The organism is Bacillus sp. AFS029533 (genome assembly GCF_002585125.1).
Classification (GTDB): Bacteria; Bacillota; Bacilli; order Bacillales; family Bacillaceae_G; genus Gottfriedia; species Gottfriedia luciferensis_B.
Genome location: NZ_NUQC01000010.1, coordinates 212,050 through 229,694, shown reverse-complemented (window position 1 = coordinate 229,694; position 17,645 = coordinate 212,050). Strand labels below are relative to the sequence as shown.

Genomic DNA, 17,645 nt, shown 5'->3' with positions numbered 1-17,645 from the left:
CAGACGGAGCGACAGGTCCAACAGGACCAAACGTACTTTCTACAGGTTTCTCTGCGTTTATTCCAACCGTTGGTACTGCTGCTAGTACTCAGTTAACTGGATGGAGTGTTGCAAGTCCATTCTTCAATGCAACTACTTTTGATCCAACAACAGGTAATTTCACTGTTCCAGCAACAGGACGATATACTTTTGAAGCTACAATTAGCTACTCTACGACAGCAACTTTAACTGTATCACTCGGAGCAGGTATAAATCCTTCATTTGTAATCCGCAGAACATCACCAACGACTGATGATTTATTAAGTGGACTAGTACCAATTTTAGATGTAAATGTTGCACTAGTACTAAATCTGCGAGCAATTTTAGGTGATGGAACTGTAACGATTACTGGAGACTTAGAATTGACTGCTGGAGATGTGATTGGACTCTTCTACGAGGCTGACGGATTAACTGTACCGCTTACTTTAGGTGGAAACAATACAGCAGGTATCAACTGGTCAGTTCATCGTATTGTTTAACAATCACTTTTAGAGATTAGTAATCTATCCTAAGGTGATGACCGTCCTCGTTAACTATTGTTAGCGAGGATTTTTTTGTTTATAGTTGTTGAATTAATACTAACCAAATATTCTATCTTTGAATATGTTAATTAATGTATGTGTTAATTAATAAATGATTGGTTTAGATTGAAAAAATCATACTTGCTGATGCAGTGAGATTTTAAGAAGGTGTTTATTAAATTGAAAACTAGTATTATTATTTTGACTTATAATCAGCTCGAGGTATCGAAAAAATGCTTTGAAAGTCTTGCTAAATATACAAAGGAAGATGAAGTAGAAATTATTGTTATTGATAATGGCTCGACTGATGGCACAAGAGATTACTTAAAAAAATATCCTTCCTTTATTACAATCTTTAATGAGATAAATATGGGGTTTGCTAAAGGTTGTAATCAAGGAATTGAAGTCGCTACAGGTGATAACTTGTTATTTTTAAATAATGATACAATCGTTACAGAAAATTGGTTAGATGCAATGCTTACTCTTTTATATAGTAATGATAAAATTGGCATGGTTGGACCTGTAAGTAATTATGTAAGTGGATTACAGCGAATTAATGTTGATTATCAAAATGATCAAGAAATTAATGATTTTTCATTAAGATATTGTGCAAGTGTAAAAGGAATGTCAAAGCAAGTATTAAGATTAGTAGGATTTTGTTTATTAGTTAGACGCGAATTAATTGATCGATTAGTAGGATTTGATGAAAGGTTTAAACTAGGGTCATTTGAAGATGATGATATTTGTTTAAGGACTATTTTAGAAGGATATGAATTGCATATTGCATTAGATTCATTTGTTCATCATTATGGGCACATGACATTCAATGGAAATAGTGATATTAACATAAATCACCTATATATTGAAAATAGAATGAAGTATATCGAGAAGTGGGGAAACAAATTAATAGATATTGGGTATCCGAAGACGGAAATTATTGAGATGGTACCAGGTAACATAAATAATGTATTAGAAGTTGGTTGCTTAGCTGGAGCAACAGGTCTAGAAATTAAAAATCTATATAAATGTGAATTATATGGAACAGAAAGTGATTCAGAATTATCCTCTATTGCATCACAATTTTACAAGAGGATTGATAAAATTGGAATTGGAGAAGTTTCCCACAGTTACCCCGAGGCGTTTTTTGATTTAATCATAATTGATAATATTGTCAACCAGCTTGTAGATCCTTGGAGTTTTGTAAAAGAAATTACCAATCTATTAAAACCATCTGGGTCAATTATTTGTAGAGTTCCAAATGTTTCCCATGGTGAAGTTCTCTTTCAATTATTACAAGGCCAATGGAATTATTTACACGCGGGAATATTGAAAAAAGAAAATATTAGATTTTTCACGCCTCAAACAATTAATACGCTATTTCCAACTGACCAATTTGAAGTGACGACGAAAAAGAATGAAAAAATAAATGTAGATTTAAATATTAAGTTGTTTTTTGAAGAAGTAGTTCATTTAGCTCATAGTTTTGGAATAAATCTTGAACAACTAACTTCAAATCTTGAAATATATAATATGCTCTTGTTAATAAGAAAAAAATGATTAAAAGGCAGTTGAGAGTCCTCAGCTGCCTTCGTTATTTAATCTATTTGAAAAATATTCTCTATTTGAAAGAATGCTTGGGTGTGTTGGGTAAAAATGATAGGCTAATTCATTGTGCTCATTTGCAAGGTGCAATTCACCTATTCTGTCATAGCAGACAGCTAGCTGTAAATGTGGTAGCCATGTAGTACATGATGGGTTGAGAAGAATTAAACGATTGTTCACCTTATTTAAGATTGCTTCTTTATACCAATAAATAGCCGAATTGAAATTATTTTTCTCAAAAAAAGTATAAGCCAATCTACAACATGTTTCTGGATGGGTATTGCCATATTTAAGAGCTCTTAATAACCAAGTAGTTTCTAAGTCTCTTAGATTAAACTCGTTATAACAATTAGCAATATAATGACAAGCAAGAATATTAAGTTCTTCAAAAGGCTGATCTAATCTCAAAAATTTTAAAAAATACTTTATTGATTGATCGTGTTGATGATCTGAGCTTAATTCTTTCGCATAATAAAACAAATCCATTGTTGAAAGCTTGAGGTTGTTAGTTAGCATTTGTTCATATATTTGAATATTTTCTTTTGTATTTTGTGTAAAAGGAAGATCTGTAATAACAAGATTAGTAGAAAATGATTTAGAGGTTTGCTCATTTTTCATATTCGGGGAATGACTTTTTGGACTTAATCTTTTAAATAATCTATTAATTATTTGTTTACTTTTTACATTCCAACCGATTTGATAATCGACAGCTACATTATAAACTTCATTGTTTATTGATTGTTTTAGATTAGAAAATGTTAAACGATCATTTTCTAGTAAAACTTCACTATGGTTTAGTAAAAGTATAAAGTCTTTTGTTGCCAATGATTTTGAAAAATTTAATGCATTTATTTCATCCACACCATCAAAAACATGTATTTGGTCTGTAAACTGTCTTACTAGCTCAATCGTTCGATCGTGGGAATTCATATCAACGATGATAATTTCATCAACTAAGCTACTAACTGAACTTAAACATCTTTCAATTGTGGCTTCATTATTTTGTACAACCATGCATAAACTGACTGTGATCAAGCTATCACCCTTTTCTATAATTTTAATTTTGTATTAAATGATTGATAATAATTTAGTGTTGATATACTTAATTAGTAGTTTCCAAATCATCTATTATAGTTACTAAACAGATAGGATAGGAAATATAAAGTTAGTAGATAGTAAGGGTAAGTTATTGATCTTTAAAATATGAGCGGAAATACTCTTTGTTGTGAAGAACAGAAGGGTTATTCGGAACATAGCTTGCTGCTATATCATTATATTTTCTAGCAGTAAGTTGATCGCCTAATCGACTATAGCAAAGACATAGCTGTAGATTAGGTAACCAAGTGTAACATGCTTGATTAATAAAAGGACTACTTGTAGGAACATCAACAAGTGTGGCAAGTTTATACCATGAAATAGCACGTGTAAAATCACCTTTGTGAAGATATACAAATCCTAAACGACAGCAGTTTTCTCCACGTGGACCATCATATGAAAAAGATCTTAGACAACTACTTATCGCGTTTTCCAATTCGTTTAGATTTAAATAGCAGTCTGCCATTTTACCACATGCTTGAATATTATCTTCGTACCAGCCTTTTCCTTCATCAAGAAACAATTTATACCATTCAATTGCCTTTTCGTATAACTGATGATCTACGCATTCATTTGCATAATAGTATTTGTCACGCGGACTTAATTCATTACCTGAAGAAATCGCATTTTCATAAATCTTTAAATTGCGATCAGAAAACTCTTTGTCTTTTTGATGGATAATTGCAGCATCCGATTGAATAATTTCGCCGTAAACTTCTAAATATTCATGTACGAAACCAATCCATTTAAAGTTTCTTTCTCGCTTAACGATTCGATTACGTACAGAACTAAAGCTCGGATTACCATTTTCATCAAAAGCTAGATGATATTTCATTCCGACCGCGTCGACATTTTTAGATAATGACTTTTTTAATTTAAGTAATTTTTTCGCATTTTCGTCAGTGATAATATCATCAGCATCTAGCCACATAATATAGTCCTTCGTTGCCTTAGAAAAAGCAAAATTTCTTGCTGCCGAGAAATCATTGATCCAAGTAAAATCATATATTGAATTTGTAAACTTTTTAGCTATTTCTTTTGTTTTGTCTGTAGAACCAGTATCAATAATGACAATTTCGTCTACTATATTAGATACAGATGATAAACATCTGGAAAGTACAGCTTCTTCGTTTTTAACAATCATACAAAGACTTAAAGTTATTGGGTTTTTTTTCATGAATTCCACCTCAATTTTATGTTATTAAGGTTGTCAACAAATGGTGTCATTCATAAAGTTCAAAAAATATTTAATCTTGAATTTCTACATTAGATATGATTAAATGGAAAAAATGAATATTGAAAATTTTTAGATGAAGAGAGTAATCTTATTTTGAATCTTGTAGAGAGTTGGGGATGGTGGAAGCCTAACAGAGCGAATATGATGAAGCGCACTTCGGAGAAGCAGTCTGAAATAATAGTAGGACTTTGCCGGGGAAGACCTCGTTAACAAATTTTAAAGCTGGTTCAATATATTTGAACAATTAGAGTGGTACCGCGGATTAGTTAAACCCGTCTCTTATGATAGAGACGGGTTTTTTATATTTTGGAGAGGATTGATCCTAATGAATTATGTAAATATGTATAGTGAACAAATTGAAAAAGCTTTAAATGGGTCACTAACTTTAACTGAAATTAACTCACTTATTGAAAAACCGAATTATGCAGATCAAGGTGATTTAGCATTTCCTTGTTTCCAATTAGCAAAAGCATTAAAAAAATCTCCAGTTATAATTGCAAAGGAAATTGCACTACAGATTAATCATGATTTAATTAAAAAAGTAGAAGCGAACGGCCCGTACGTAAACTGCTTTTTGAATAAAAAGCTAGTAAGTAAGCAAGTAATTGAATTAGTTCTTGGTCAAGGGAAGGAATATGGAAATCAAGTAATTGGTGAAGACAAAACGGTTGCGATTGATTGTTCCTCACCAAATATTGCAAAGCCATTTTCGATGGGTCACTTGCGTTCAACAATGATTGGAAATTCAATTGCTAAAATAGCTGAAAAAAATGGGTATAAATCAATAAAAATTAATCACCTTGGAGACTGGGGAACACAGTTTGGGAAATTAATTGTTGCTTATAAACTTTGGGGTAATCAAGATGCAGTAAAAGAAAATCCAATCAAAGAACTTTTAAAATTATATGTTAAATTTCATGAAGAAGTTGAAAAAGAGCCTCAACTTGAGGAAGAAGCTAGAAGCTGGTTTAAGCAATTAGAGGAAAAAAATGAAGAAGCTTTACATTTATGGAAGTGGTTCCGTGATGAGTCCCTTAAAGAATTCATGTTAGTTTATGATTTATTAGGTGTAAACTTTGATAGCTTTAACGGAGAAGCATTTTACAATGATAAAATGGACCGCGTTATTGAACTTCTAGAGCAAAAAAACCTTTTAGTGGAATCTGAGGGTGCTGATGTTGTTGAATTAACTGAAAAGGAATTACCACCATGCTTAATTAGAAAATCTGATGGAGCTACGCTGTATGCTACAAGAGATCTAGCTGCTGCACTTTATCGTAAAGAAACATACGATTTTGATAAGGCGGTGTATGTTGTAGGTGGAGAACAGGCATTGCATTTTGATCAAGTATTTACAGTTTTGAAGAAAATGGGTTATGAATGGGCGAATGAAATGGTACATGTTCCATTCGGTTTAATCCTACAAAACGGTAAAAAAATGTCAACGCGAAAAGGGAAAATTGTTCTTTTAGAAGAAGTAATTGAGGAAGCAATTAGCTTAGCTAGTCAGAATATTGCAGAAAAAAATCCTACACTAAAAAATAAAGAAGAAGTTGCAAAAATGGTTGGAGTCGGTGCAATTATTTTCCAAGATTTAAAAAATGATCGTATGAATAACATCGAATTTTCACTAGACCAAATGCTAAAATTTGAAGGTGAAACAGGGCCATATGTACAATACTCAATAGCGAGAACAAATTCAATTTTAGATAAAGCTTCATCACAGGATTTAAATAAACAAGATGGACTGGATGATTCATATAGTTGGGACATTATAAAACATATACTTGAGTTCCCAAATAAAGTTACACGTAGTTTTGCGCAATTTGAACCATCTGTCATTGCTAAATATACAATAGATTTGGCACAAAGCTTCAATAAATATTATGGAAATACTCATATTCTAACAAATGATGACCAATTAGAGAGTAGATTAGCATTAATTAAAGTCGTTTCAATTGTTTTAGAAGAAGGACTAAGATTATTAGGAATACGTGCTCCAAAAGAAATGTAAAGTAACAGGTATTGAAGAAATTTTTATCTTCAATACCTGTTTTCTTTTTGATTTGATCGTAGTACACAAAACACAGTCTTTCTAATTTTTAGTACATATAAATAATTATGTAAGGATTACGATTAACAATGTATCCAAATCATAAAGGATTAACATGGTCTAAGAAAACAATTAAAATTTAAAAGTTTTATTGAAAATGATTATCATTTACATTTATAATGAATTTAAGATATTTAGAGAATAAGGGGAAACGTTCAATGTCGATATTAAATTTTATTAAAAATAGAAGAACGATTAGAGATACAAAAAGGGATTCAATTAATATGGATGATTTAATGGAGCTACTTGAAGCAGCATCTTATGCTCCCTTCCACAGCAAAGAAGAGCCTTGGCAATTTATTATGGTATCAGAAGAAAAAGAAAAAGAATATTATGCTTCAAAAATTGTAGATAGCTATGAAAGAATGGAATTAACTGAAACATATACAGTTGAGAAAATTAAAAAATCAACTGAATTCTTTAAAACATATATCATCGACACACCAATGCATTTAATTATTACGGCAGACCACTCAGAAAATGAAAAGAAAAATCTAGAAGCGATTGGAGCAACCTGTGCATTTGTTCAAAATTTACAATTAGCAGCTTGGGAAAAAAATATTGGAATGGTATGGCGAACAAATCCTTATATTTTTGATAAACAATTTTACAAAGAGATGGGTATTCCCGAGAATCGAAAAATTTTAGGGGCTCTTCATATCGGTTATATCAATTCAATCCCAAAAGGAACAAAGAAAAGAAAACATCCAAGTGAATGGACATCAAAGCTTAGTCAAAATATTTCACTTTAAAAGGTTTGAAAAACAAAAAAGAGAGAACGAAAACAATTTTTTCGTCTCTCTTTTTTATATTAATTAAAACACCTTAGTAGTCCAGTTTTCGCCATTCCATACATCTGTAACTAATCCTTGGTAGAATTCAGGTTCGTGACAGATAATTAAAAGACTTCCTTTGTACTCTTTTAGTGCGCGTTTTAGTTCTTCTTTAGCATCTACATCTAAATGGTTAGTAGGCTCATCGAGTACAAGTAAGTTTGTTTCTTGATTAATTAACTTACATAAACGAACTTTCGCCTTTTCTCCACCACTTAAAACTGCAACTTTACTCTCAATATGCTTAGTCGTTAAACCACATTTTGCAAGTGCAGAACGAACTTCATATTGTGTAAATGATGGGAATTCATCCCAAACTTCATCGATACATGTTTTATTATTATCACTTTTTACTTCTTGTTCGAAGTATCCAATGTGAAGGAATTCACCGCGCTCAACTTCACCAGAAATTGGTTTAATATCACCAAGTAAACTACGCATTAACGTCGTTTTACCGATACCGTTCGCACCAACTAAAGCAATTTTCTGTCCACGTTCCATACGTAGATTTAACGGTTTTGATAGAGGCTCATCGTAACCAATCACTAAATCTTTTGCTTCAAAAATTAATTTACCTGAAGTACGAGCAGGTTTGAAGTTGAATTCTGGTTTTGGCTTTTCACGTGCAAGCTCAATTACATCCATTTTATCAAGTTTCTTTTGGCGAGACATAGCCATATTACGAGTAGAAACACGAGCTTTATTACGAGCAACGAAATCTTTTAGTTCAGAGATTTCTTGTTGTTGACGTTTATATGCTGATTCTAATTGTGATTTTTTCATTTCATGAATTCCTTTGAAATTATCATAATCACCAACATAACGATTTAATTCTTGGTTTTCCATATGATAAATCAAGTTAATAACACTATTTAAAAAAGGAATATCATGTGAAATTAAAATAAATGCATTTTCATACTCTTGTAAATAGCGCTTTAACCATTCAATATGTTGCTCATCTAAATAGTTAGTAGGCTCATCGAGTAATAAGATATCTGGTTTTTCTAAAAGAAGTTTTGATAGAAGAACCTTTGAACGTTGACCACCAGAAAGTTCTGTTACATCACGATCAAGTCCGATATCTTCTAAACCTAAACCACGACCAATTTCTTCAACTTTAGCATCAATAATATAGAAATCATTATTTGTTAAAGTATCTTGAAGAACACCTACATCTTCAAGCATTTTCTCCATTTCTTCCGGAGTTGCTTCAGCCATTTTTACATATAAATCATTAATTTCATTTTCCATATCAAACATATATTGGAAAGCACTTTTTAATACGTCACGAATTGACATACCTGGCTGCAATACAGCATGCTGATCTAAATAACCTACACGTACTTTTTTAGACCATTCAACCTTACCTTCATCAGGCTGTAATTTTCCAGTAACGATATTCATGAAAGTTGATTTACCTTCACCATTTGCACCAATAAGACCGATATGTTCACCTTTTAATAGACGGAATGATACATCATTAAAAATTGCACGATCACCGAATCCATGGCTTAAGTTTTTTACAGTTAAAATACTCATAGATCGACACCTTTTCTTTATTTTTCATATAATAATGTTCTTTATGAAAGAACGTAATTTAAACAGTCACCATCTAATTATAGTCTGCAACAGGGTATGTGTTCAACAGTAAATTAAGTTATAACGTATGGGGGGCGAGTTAGAAGCGAGGGGACCTTTTAAAAAAGGAAAAAAAATCCATATCCCCCTACTATTCCTATCCCCATATTTTTGTATTTAATGTATAATTCAGAAGTGTAATAGTCAAAAAGTGGGTTTAAAAGGCGTATAAATATACAATTAGCCATACCTACTATTCAGAGGAGGAAGTTTAATGTTTGGTAAAGTTGCTGCAGATATGCTTGGTTTAAGTGATGTAGGTAGTGTTATTGAACCGAAAAATTATGACAAAGTTGATTCTGACGATTATGTAATGCATGAAGATAATGAAAAAATTTATTTCTTAATTAAATCAAAATCAGATGAGTATTGCTTTACGAATAAAGCCTTAATTCATTTAGATGGTACAAGTGCAATCAGTAAGAAGCGTACACTTCATCGTTATAATTATCACACACATAAAATCACACATGTTTTACTTGAAACAGCTGGTACAATTGATTTAGATGTTGAAATTAAGTTCAATATTGGCGGTAGAGAGTTTTCGATTGATGTTCATAAAAAACATATTGAACAAGTTAAGGATCTGTATAAAGCTTTACTAATGATTGCTGAAATTAGTCATGAAAACGAAAAAGCACTAGGATATGCAAAAGAAAGCATCGAAATTGCTTCTTCAACATTAGGCCGAGTAACTTCAAATGAAAATAATTTAGTGAACAGTTTTAAAGAAATTAATGAAGCTGCTTTTGAATGGTTAATGAAGTCAAGAGAACAATACAAAGTTAAAGATTTCGGATCTGTATTTGAGAGGTATATTAATAACTAATAAGGTAAAGAAAGGTCTCGTAAGTCAAAGTGCTTATGAGACTTTTTTTGTGCTGGTGAATGTCTTAAATTAGAGAAATACGAATAAAGGATTCATGAAAAGTAAAAAAACAAAAGATGAAATATAGTAACTCATAAGTGGTTCATGAGTAAGTAAAAAAGCAAAAAGCTGAGATATAGTACCTCATAAAGGGTTCATGAGTAAGTAAAAATGGAAAAAGCTGAAATTTAGTAACTCATAAAGGTTTCATTAGTGAAATCTCCTATTATTTTTGGAGTAATCAGTTTACCAAATCAAGAATATAAAAAGAAAACTCACAAGGAACATATACCTTACCTTGTGAGTTTTCTTTGATTAAAGTTTAAAATTAAACTTCTGCTCTTTGACGGTTTAAAATAGTAGCATCTGGGCATCGTTTTTTTATTTCTTGTAAAAAGTTTTCTTCATTTTCAGGAAGTGAAAGTAAGGCAAATCCGTACTTTTTGTATTCGATTTTTAAGCGTTTAAAGGTCCAGGCAGGTGATGAAATTGGATTATTCGAGAAACTAACTGTTCTAATTTCATTATATGGAATGATAATTGTTATAAATCCAAATTTTGATTTGAATTCGGTTTCTGTTAATTCATGGTATGTGTTGAATAATGCCCAAGCTAGAACAATCAATATTGGTAATAAAAAGACAAAAACTACTAAACTTAATATGATTCCTGTACGATCAGCTTCAATTATGCTGATGATGGGTACTGAAATAATGATGGGAATTAAGCTCAGAATTAGGACGACTAATAGAGGGTTTTTCTTCACTTTAAATTTCATGGCACACCTTGATCCTATCCTAATATTTGATTTAAGTGGTGTTTCATATGGTCAATGTAGTCAGTAAATAACCAACTCAGTGTAACAGATTCTTCGTTTTGACTAGTATATTGTAGTTTCCATTGTTCTTCCGAAATGTTTGCGAGCACAATCATGAAACGTGAATTTAAGGCAGTCCATAACGTAAGAATTTCTTCAATTGTATAGCTATTTTGATAATCATTTAATTCTACCCATGAGTTTTGTTTATAAAGCTCCAAAACTAGTTCATCTTTAGAGGACAATCTATCTATAAATCTTTTATGATTCATAGTAGCAGAATCGCAAAGATGTCCGAGGATTTCTTTTTTAGACCATTTTGTAGGACTTGGCTTATAATCCGTATTCGATAAAGCTCTGATGATTTTTGGAACGGATTGGATTAGACTACTAAATTCGTTTATTAAATTATTCATCTAAATATTCCTCCTTCGTTTCTACATGATATGAATATGTTTAAACATTTTTCTTTATGAGTCTTTAGACAAGCCATAAGTGAATAGGTTATTAATAGGACAATCTTGGAGGTGGCCTGATGTTAATCTTTTTACTTTATGTCGGATTGTTAATTGGAGTGTTAGCAGTCTATAAAGATGCCATTAAGCGGGATGTTAGTAATCTTGGGTTTCAAATGATCGGTTATTATGTACTAGCTTCTTTACCATTTAGGTTATTTTGGTTACCGATCCCTTTCGGATTTCTGATTTGTTTATTTTTATTATCTAAACCGATGCTTCGATATAAAAAACAAAAACAAGTTGCTAGCCTATTAGGTTTCATTGTATTTATAGTGGATGCTTTATTCTAAATGAATTTTCCATTTAGAATAAAGCTTTTTTAATTCACTTTTTAGCAATCTTTAATGCCTTTTCGGTATTTGCAAAGTGTAATTTTGTTAAACTTCGTAAAGCTTCAAAACCTTTTGATTTAATTAGTTTTGCAGCGGCTTGGTCAACTTTTGCTCCAGCACCTTTTGGTAAGGTCATGCCAGCTTTTTCACTTAATTGATCCATTTGTTGTAAGAAAGCATAGCGGGCTAAGATCGAAGAAACTGCAACTGAGAGATGCAAACCTTCTGCTTTTGTAGCGAATTGAACTTTATCACGAATAACTTCTTTTGTTCCTTTTAAATATCCGTAGTACAGATTTGGAGGAGTAAATTGATCAATTAAAATTGCGTCATATTTTTTATCTTCCAATTTTGAAATAGTATTTCGAATTGCTTGGTTATGTAAAAGAGCCTTTAGTTTATTCATATTATAGCCTTTTTCTTGCATAGCATTGTATTTCTCATTGTGTAGTACTAAGAGGCTGTAGGTAACGACATGAACAATTTTTTTTGCTATGCTGCATATGGCCTCGTCAGTTAGTTCTTTCGAATCTTTTACGCCTAATTCTTTTAATAATTCGAATTGACTTGGTTCTACAAAAGAAGCTACTACAGTCATCGGTCCAAAGTAGTCGCCTGTACCAACCTCATCACTACCTATTACTGCAAGACTTGAAAAGTTTTTTGGTAAAGTTGATTTCGTATTTGTTGGGTTTACCTTTTTAGTAGTTTGGCTAGCCGATTTACCTTGCCATTTACTTACTTCAGCATCACAATTTGAGCCTTGAAACATTACTTTACCAGATTTATATGCAGTGATTGTACAGCCACTTGGTTTGGCCATAAATACTCCACCTTGTGGTACTTTTGATTGAAGGCTACTTTGGTAGTGTGCTTTCATCTTTAAGAGAGTATCCTCAGAAACTGTTAATACAGTGTTTGACATAAATTTCTCCTTTATAAATGGATATTTTCCAATACTTTTGATTGTATTGAATTTCATGTTATAGTTAAGGTTAGAATGTTTATAGCTGAATGGAGGTATGAAGTTGTCCAATTCTTCATCGAAACAAAAACTAAATGTAACTATTTATGGGCAACATTATGCAATTACTGGTGACGAGTCAACAGATCATATTCGCCATGTTGCCTCAATTGTAGATGATAAAATGAAAGAAATAAATAAAAAGAATCCATTATTAGATACTAATAAATTAGCTGTATTAACAGCAATAAATATTGTAAGTGATTATGTAAAATTAAAAGAAAGAGCTGAAATGCTCGAAAAATTATTAGAAAAACAAACGAAAAGTGAGCAGAACGAGAATGATTGATTTAATTATACTTATTATTTTTAGTTTAGGAATTTTGACAGGTTGGAGAAGAGGATTTATTAGCAGCCTTGTACGATTACTAGGTTTTTTACTATCCATATACCTAGCTTATCATTATTATGAGCAGACCGCTACTTCGCTTAAAAAAATATTTCCAATTCATATAAGCGGTGGTCAAGTCGTAAACGCAGATCAGTTTGTCTATGAAATTATTGCCTTTGCTTTACTATTTATTGGGACAAGGCTAGTTATTTCATTTATTGGTTCATTATTAAATGGAGTTTTCCAATTACCTGTTTTAAAGCAGATGAACTCCTTCTTAGGTGGTATTTTTGGTTTTATAGAGGTTTATTTATTTGCGGTTTTGGCGCTTTTTATCGCTTTAATCGTACCAATAGATACGCTACATGTTTTATTACATAAATCAAATATTGCGTATTTTATGGTTCAACATACACCATTTATATCAAATCAATTAATGGAATTATGGAACGGAATTTCTAGTTCTGAGATACTTTAATCGAATTTTTAGTGAAAAAACAATTTCTATGTTAAGTAGGTGACTTAAAATGCACAAAAAAGAGTTAATTAAACTGTTAGAACAAATTGCTACTTATTTAGAACTAAAAGGTGAGAATGCTTTTAAAATATCAGCATTTCGTAAAGCGGCAAATGCATTAGAAACTGATGAAAGAAGTCTTGAGCAAATCGACGACTTTACTGCTATAAAAGGAATCGGAAAAGGGACTTCTGCAGTAATTTTAGAATATATTGAAACTGGTAAAAGTACGGTATTGGAAGAACTACAAGAATCATTGCCTAAAACTTTACTTCCTTTACTCAGACTACCAGGATTAGGTGGGAAAAAAGTAGCTAAGCTTTATCAAACATTACAAATTGAAAGCATGGAGCAATTAAAAGAAGCATGCTTAAATGGTAAGCTACAAGGGCTAGCTGGATTCGGAAAAAAGACAGAGCAAAATATTTTAGAATCAATTGAGGAGTTTGGTAAGCAGCCAGAACGCTTGCCGCTTGCAGATGTATTACCAATTGCTGATAAAATTGAAGCTTATTTAGCAGAAATGAACGATGTTGAAAAGTATTCAAGAGCAGGCAGCTTACGAAGAGTACGTGAAACAGTTAAAGATTTAGACTTTATTGTTGCATCAAATAAACCGGAAAGCATTAAAGAACAATTACTTTCGATGCCGGAAATCGTTCGAATAATTGCACAAGGTGATACAAAAGTTTCTCTTGTTTTAAAAGGTGTTGAATATGAGATTTCAGTTGACTTCCGAATTATTCAACCTAAGGAGTTTGCGACAACGCTGCATCATTTTACAGGTTCTAAGGATCATAATGTAGCTATGCGTCAATTGGCTAAAGAACGTGAGGAAAAAATTAGTGAGTATGGTGTTGAGAATGTTAATACTGGAGAAGTTCTAACATTTGATAATGAAGAAGATTTTTATGCTCACTTTAATTTACCTTGTTTTCCACCTGAAATTCGAGAGGATGGAAAGGAAGTTTCAACTTTTACAAACGATTACCCATTAATTCGTTTAGAAGATATGAAATCTGATTTACATATGCACTCTACATGGAGTGATGGTGGCTATTCAATCGAAGAAATGGCAGATGCATGTCGTGCGAAGGGGTATAAATATATTGTCATCACAGACCATTCACAATATTTAAAGGTTGCGAACGGTTTAACTCCTGAGCGCTTATGGAAACAAAAAGAAGAAATTCAGCGTGTTAATGAAAAATACACTGATTTCACAATTCTGCATGGGGTAGAAATGGATATTTTACCTGATGGATCGTTAGATTACGAAGATGATGTTTTACGTTCACTTGATTTTGTTATTGCATCAATTCATTCTAGCTTTAGTCAAGATGAAGAGACAATCATGATGCGTTTAAAAAATGCAATGAGAAACCCTTATGTTAGCATGATTGGGCATCCAACAGGACGCAAAATAGGTAGAAGAGCTGGGTACAAAGTAAATGCTGAAGAATTAATTTCTGTAGCAAAAGAAACAGGTACAATTTTAGAATTAAATGCAAATCCAAATCGTTTAGATTTAAATAAAGAAATGTTAATGATGGCACAGGAAGCTGGTGTGATGCTATCTATTAATACGGATGCACATAACATTGATATGCTAGAGCATATGACTGTCGGGGTTAGTGCGGCCAAGAAGGCTTGGTTAAAAAGAGAAAATATTGTAAATACATTTGAATTACACGAACTTTTAAGCTTGATTGAAAGGAAACGTAATCGAGTGTAAGGAGGTTACGGGGCATATGAAACGTACGTTAAGAGTTTTAGAGTACGATAAAATAAAAGAACAATTACTTAAACACGCTTCATCTTCACTAGGTAAGGAACGGATAAAAAACCTTTTACCAAGTACTAGTTATGATGAAGTTGTAGAACTACATGAATCAACCGACGAAGCTGTGAAAGTTATTCGTCTACGAGGAAATGTACCTCTAGGCGGATTATCGGATATAAGAATGCAAGTAAAAAGGGCAGATATTGGTGGAATGCTATCTCCTTCTGAGCTAATTGCGATTTCGGGTGTTACATATGCTGGGCGTCAAATGATTCGATTTATTGAGGGCTTAATTGAGAGTGAAGTAGAAATTCCATACTTAGAATCATTAAGTGAGCAAATCATTCCTTTATTAGAATTAGATAAAAATATAAAAGCTGCCATTGGTGATAATGGAGAAGTTTTAGATGACGCTAGTGTGACACTTCGAACAATTCGTGGACAAGTTCGAACAGCCGAAGCTCGAATTCGTGAAAAATTAGAGAGTCTAACTAGAGGTGCAAATGCACAAAAAATGTTATCAGATTCAATCGTAACGATTCGTAATGATCGTTTTGTTATTCCAGTAAAACAAGAATATCGACATGTTTATGGTGGTATTGTGCATGATCAATCTTCTTCTGGACAAACCTTATTTATTGAGCCACAGGCTGTCGTGACATTAAACAATAGTTTACAAGAAGCTAAAGTTAAAGAAGAGCAAGAAATTGAGAAAATTTTAATGGCATTAACAGGGCAAGTAGCTGAGGCTTCAGCAGATTTATTGCAAAATGTTGAAATTTTAGCAGAAATGGATTTCTTATTTGCCAAAGCTAATTATTCGCATTCAATTAAGGCGAGTAAACCAATTTTAAATAATGATCGATATTTTAAATTAAAAAAAGCACGTCATCCTCTAATTCCAAGGGATATAGTAGTAGCTAATGATATAGAATTAGGTAAGGATTTTACTACGATTGTTATTACTGGTCCAAATACGGGTGGTAAGACAGTTACTTTAAAAACGATTGGTATTTGTGTTTTAATGGCACAATCTGGTCTACAAATTCCGGCACTAGACGGTTCAGAAATTTGTGTGTTTGAGCAAATTTTCGCCGATATTGGTGATGAACAATCAATCGAACAGAGCTTAAGTACATTCTCTTCGCATATGGTGAATATTGTAGATATTTTAAAACATGTGAATCATAGTAGTCTTGTATTATTTGATGAATTAGGGGCTGGAACTGACCCACAGGAAGGTGCAGCTTTAGCAATCTCAATATTAGATGAGGTAAGTGAATACGGTGCTAGAGTAGTAGCAACAACGCATTATCCTGAACTAAAAGCATATAGTTACAATCGAGAGCACGTTATGAATGCAAGTGTTGAATTTGATGTAGAAACATTAAGTCCGACTTATCGACTATTAATTGGTGTTCCAGGTAGAAGTAATGCATTTGAGATTTCTAGAAGACTTGGACTTTCAAATCGTGTAATTGAAAAAGCAAGAAATCATGTAAGTGAAGAAAGTAATGAAGTTGAAAATATGATTGCATCTTTAGAAACGAGTAGAAAAGGTGCAGAAACAGAATGGAAAGAAGCAGAAGATTTCCGTAAAGAATCAGAGCGTGTATTCAAAGACTTACAAAAGCAAATGATGGAATTTTATGAGCACCGTGATGAATTATATCGTGGCGCGCAGGAAGAAGCGAAAAAGCGTGTCAGAGTAGCACAACAAGAAGCTGAGGAAATTATTAAAGAGCTAAGGTCGTTAAAGAATAGCCAATTAGCTTCTATTAAAGATCATGAATTAATTGAGGCAAGAACTCGTTTGGAAGGGGCAATTCCTTATGCTCCAAAGAAAACAATTCCTCAGGCAGCTCCGAAGAAACAAAGAAAGCTTCGTGAAGGTGACGAAGTAAAAGTGATTAGCTTTAATCAAAAAGGGACACTGCTTGATCAAGTTAGTGAAGGTGAATGGCAAGTTCAGCTCGGTATTATTAAGATGAAAGTTAAAGAAAAAGACATCGAATATATTAGTTCTCCTAAAGAAGTAAAAGAACGAACTGTCACTTCTGTAAAAGGTAAAGATTTTCATGTTAATCTTGAGCTAGATCTTAGAGGTGAAAGATATGAAGATGCGCTAATTCGTGTTGAAAAATATATCGATGATGCATTATTAGCAGGTTATCCTCGAATTAATATCATTCATGGAAAAGGAACTGGCGCATTGAGACAAGGGGTACAAGAATACTTGAAAAAACACAGATCAGTTAAATCATATCGATATGGAGCAGCCTCCGAGGGCGGAATAGGTGTTACTGTTGTCGATTTAAAATAAGGTAATAGGGGTTCTAAGATGGAAAAGTTGGCAAAAATATTATTTACGGTTTGT

At 32.4% G+C, this 17,645-nt stretch carries 15 protein-coding genes, 1 pseudogene and 1 other annotated feature; of the genes and pseudogenes, 10 read left to right on the top strand and 6 right to left on the bottom strand.

From position 1 onward, the window contains the following. Together COE53_RS23855 and COE53_RS06040 are read left to right on the top strand one after the other, a co-directional pair. Positions 1 to 518: pseudogene (locus tag COE53_RS23855) on the top strand (collagen-like protein); the annotation flags it as partial. 222 nt (positions 519 to 740) lie between these two features. Beyond that, the gene (locus tag COE53_RS06040; protein ID WP_069034588.1) at positions 741 to 2,117 is read left to right on the top strand and encodes a glycosyltransferase; all 1,377 of its coding nucleotides are present in this window, start codon (positions 741 to 743) and stop codon (positions 2,115 to 2,117) included. A gap of 21 nt (positions 2,118 to 2,138) precedes the next feature. Here the strand turns inward: COE53_RS06040 and COE53_RS06035 are convergent, their stop codons facing one another. Both COE53_RS06035 and COE53_RS06030 read right to left on the bottom strand, forming a co-directional pair. Beyond that, positions 2,139 to 3,197, bottom strand: a complete 1,059-nt coding sequence (locus tag COE53_RS06035) for a glycosyltransferase (RefSeq protein WP_142350396.1) — start codon at positions 3,195 to 3,197, stop codon at positions 2,139 to 2,141. Between the two features lie 151 nt (positions 3,198 to 3,348). Next, positions 3,349 to 4,434 (bottom strand): tetratricopeptide repeat-containing glycosyltransferase family 2 protein, encoded by a 1,086-nt coding sequence (locus COE53_RS06030; RefSeq protein WP_025569067.1) that lies wholly within the window; start codon positions 4,432 to 4,434, stop codon positions 3,349 to 3,351. 121 nt (positions 4,435 to 4,555) lie between these two features. Continuing rightward, positions 4,556 to 4,777: a binding site (T-box leader), on the top strand. Between the two features lie 42 nt (positions 4,778 to 4,819). Here COE53_RS06030 and argS point away from each other — a divergent pair. Together argS and COE53_RS06020 are read left to right on the top strand one after the other, a co-directional pair. Then, the gene (gene argS, locus COE53_RS06025) at positions 4,820 to 6,508 is read left to right on the top strand and encodes an arginine--tRNA ligase (protein WP_025569068.1); all 1,689 of its coding nucleotides are present in this window, start codon (positions 4,820 to 4,822) and stop codon (positions 6,506 to 6,508) included. A 257-nt stretch (positions 6,509 to 6,765) separates the two neighbouring features. After that, positions 6,766 to 7,359: a nitroreductase family protein gene (locus COE53_RS06020; RefSeq protein WP_025569070.1), complete on the top strand. Its 594-nt coding sequence runs from the start codon at positions 6,766 to 6,768 to the stop codon at positions 7,357 to 7,359. A 63-nt stretch (positions 7,360 to 7,422) separates the two neighbouring features. On the opposite strand, the gene COE53_RS06015 is transcribed toward COE53_RS06020, so the two are convergent. Next, positions 7,423 to 8,979: an ABC-F family ATP-binding cassette domain-containing protein gene (locus tag COE53_RS06015; protein ID WP_069034585.1), complete on the bottom strand. Its 1,557-nt coding sequence runs from the start codon at positions 8,977 to 8,979 to the stop codon at positions 7,423 to 7,425. 313 nt (positions 8,980 to 9,292) lie between these two features. Between COE53_RS06015 and COE53_RS06010 the strand changes: the two genes are divergently transcribed. Next, positions 9,293 to 9,907, top strand: coding sequence for a PH domain-containing protein (locus COE53_RS06010; protein WP_069034584.1), 615 nt, complete (start codon positions 9,293 to 9,295; stop codon positions 9,905 to 9,907). A 367-nt stretch (positions 9,908 to 10,274) separates the two neighbouring features. Here COE53_RS06010 and COE53_RS06005 read toward each other — a convergent pair whose 3' ends face one another. Both COE53_RS06005 and COE53_RS06000 read right to left on the bottom strand, forming a co-directional pair. Continuing rightward, on the bottom strand, positions 10,275 to 10,724 hold the full coding sequence (locus tag COE53_RS06005; protein WP_069034583.1) for a PH domain-containing protein: 450 nt from the start codon (positions 10,722 to 10,724) through the stop codon (positions 10,275 to 10,277). Between the two features lie 14 nt (positions 10,725 to 10,738). After that, positions 10,739 to 11,179 (bottom strand): DinB family protein, encoded by a 441-nt coding sequence (locus tag COE53_RS06000; RefSeq protein WP_069034582.1) that lies wholly within the window; start codon positions 11,177 to 11,179, stop codon positions 10,739 to 10,741. 119 nt (positions 11,180 to 11,298) lie between these two features. On the opposite strand from COE53_RS06000, the gene COE53_RS05995 reads away from it, so the two are divergent. Continuing rightward, on the top strand, positions 11,299 to 11,571 hold the full coding sequence (locus COE53_RS05995; protein WP_069034581.1) for a hypothetical protein: 273 nt from the start codon (positions 11,299 to 11,301) through the stop codon (positions 11,569 to 11,571). A 34-nt stretch (positions 11,572 to 11,605) separates the two neighbouring features. Here the strand turns inward: COE53_RS05995 and rnhC are convergent, their stop codons facing one another. Further along, positions 11,606 to 12,538 carry a ribonuclease HIII gene (gene rnhC, locus COE53_RS05990; protein ID WP_069034580.1) on the bottom strand — a complete coding sequence of 311 codons (933 nt, stop codon included), beginning with the start codon at positions 12,536 to 12,538 and terminating at the stop codon, positions 11,606 to 11,608. Positions 12,539 to 12,635: 97 nt separating this feature from the next. On the opposite strand from rnhC, the gene zapA reads away from it, so the two are divergent. Genes zapA through COE53_RS05970 form a run of 4 tightly spaced genes read left to right on the top strand, consistent with a single transcriptional unit; the run spans position 12,636 to position 17,591 of the window. After that, positions 12,636 to 12,926 carry a cell division protein ZapA gene (gene zapA, locus COE53_RS05985; RefSeq protein WP_069034579.1) on the top strand — a complete coding sequence of 97 codons (291 nt, stop codon included), beginning with the start codon at positions 12,636 to 12,638 and terminating at the stop codon, positions 12,924 to 12,926. Beyond that, complete coding sequence (locus tag COE53_RS05980; RefSeq protein ID WP_069034578.1) at positions 12,919 to 13,446, top strand: CvpA family protein; 528 nt, start codon at positions 12,919 to 12,921, stop codon at positions 13,444 to 13,446. Before zapA ends, COE53_RS05980 begins: the two co-directional genes overlap by 8 nt. 49 nt (positions 13,447 to 13,495) lie before the next feature. After that, positions 13,496 to 15,220 carry a DNA polymerase/3'-5' exonuclease PolX gene (polX, locus tag COE53_RS05975; RefSeq protein ID WP_098947563.1) on the top strand — a complete coding sequence of 575 codons (1,725 nt, stop codon included), beginning with the start codon at positions 13,496 to 13,498 and terminating at the stop codon, positions 15,218 to 15,220. A 16-nt stretch (positions 15,221 to 15,236) separates the two neighbouring features. Next, complete coding sequence (locus COE53_RS05970; RefSeq protein ID WP_069034576.1) at positions 15,237 to 17,591, top strand: endonuclease MutS2; 2,355 nt, start codon at positions 15,237 to 15,239, stop codon at positions 17,589 to 17,591. Positions 17,592 to 17,645: the final 54 nt, after the last annotated feature.

Coding starts and splice junctions, on each gene's coding strand:
- COE53_RS05995 (WP_069034581.1), top strand. CDS start 11,299: ATGTTAATCTTTTTACTTTATGTCGGATTGTTAATTGGAGTGTTAGCA.
- argS (WP_025569068.1), top strand. CDS start 4,820: ATGAATTATGTAAATATGTATAGTGAACAAATTGAAAAAGCTTTAAAT.
- COE53_RS06015 (WP_069034585.1), bottom strand. CDS start 8,979: ATGAGTATTTTAACTGTAAAAAACTTAAGCCATGGATTCGGTGATCGT.
- rnhC (WP_069034580.1), bottom strand. CDS start 12,538: ATGTCAAACACTGTATTAACAGTTTCTGAGGATACTCTCTTAAAGATG.
- COE53_RS05970 (WP_069034576.1), top strand. CDS start 15,237: ATGAAACGTACGTTAAGAGTTTTAGAGTACGATAAAATAAAAGAACAA.
- polX (WP_098947563.1), top strand. CDS start 13,496: ATGCACAAAAAAGAGTTAATTAAACTGTTAGAACAAATTGCTACTTAT.
- COE53_RS06005 (WP_069034583.1), bottom strand. CDS start 10,724: ATGAAATTTAAAGTGAAGAAAAACCCTCTATTAGTCGTCCTAATTCTG.
- COE53_RS05980 (WP_069034578.1), top strand. CDS start 12,919: ATGATTGATTTAATTATACTTATTATTTTTAGTTTAGGAATTTTGACA.
- COE53_RS06020 (WP_025569070.1), top strand. CDS start 6,766: ATGTCGATATTAAATTTTATTAAAAATAGAAGAACGATTAGAGATACA.
- COE53_RS06030 (WP_025569067.1), bottom strand. CDS start 4,434: ATGAAAAAAAACCCAATAACTTTAAGTCTTTGTATGATTGTTAAAAAC.
- COE53_RS06010 (WP_069034584.1), top strand. CDS start 9,293: ATGTTTGGTAAAGTTGCTGCAGATATGCTTGGTTTAAGTGATGTAGGT.
- zapA (WP_069034579.1), top strand. CDS start 12,636: ATGAAGTTGTCCAATTCTTCATCGAAACAAAAACTAAATGTAACTATT.
- COE53_RS06000 (WP_069034582.1), bottom strand. CDS start 11,179: ATGAATAATTTAATAAACGAATTTAGTAGTCTAATCCAATCCGTTCCA.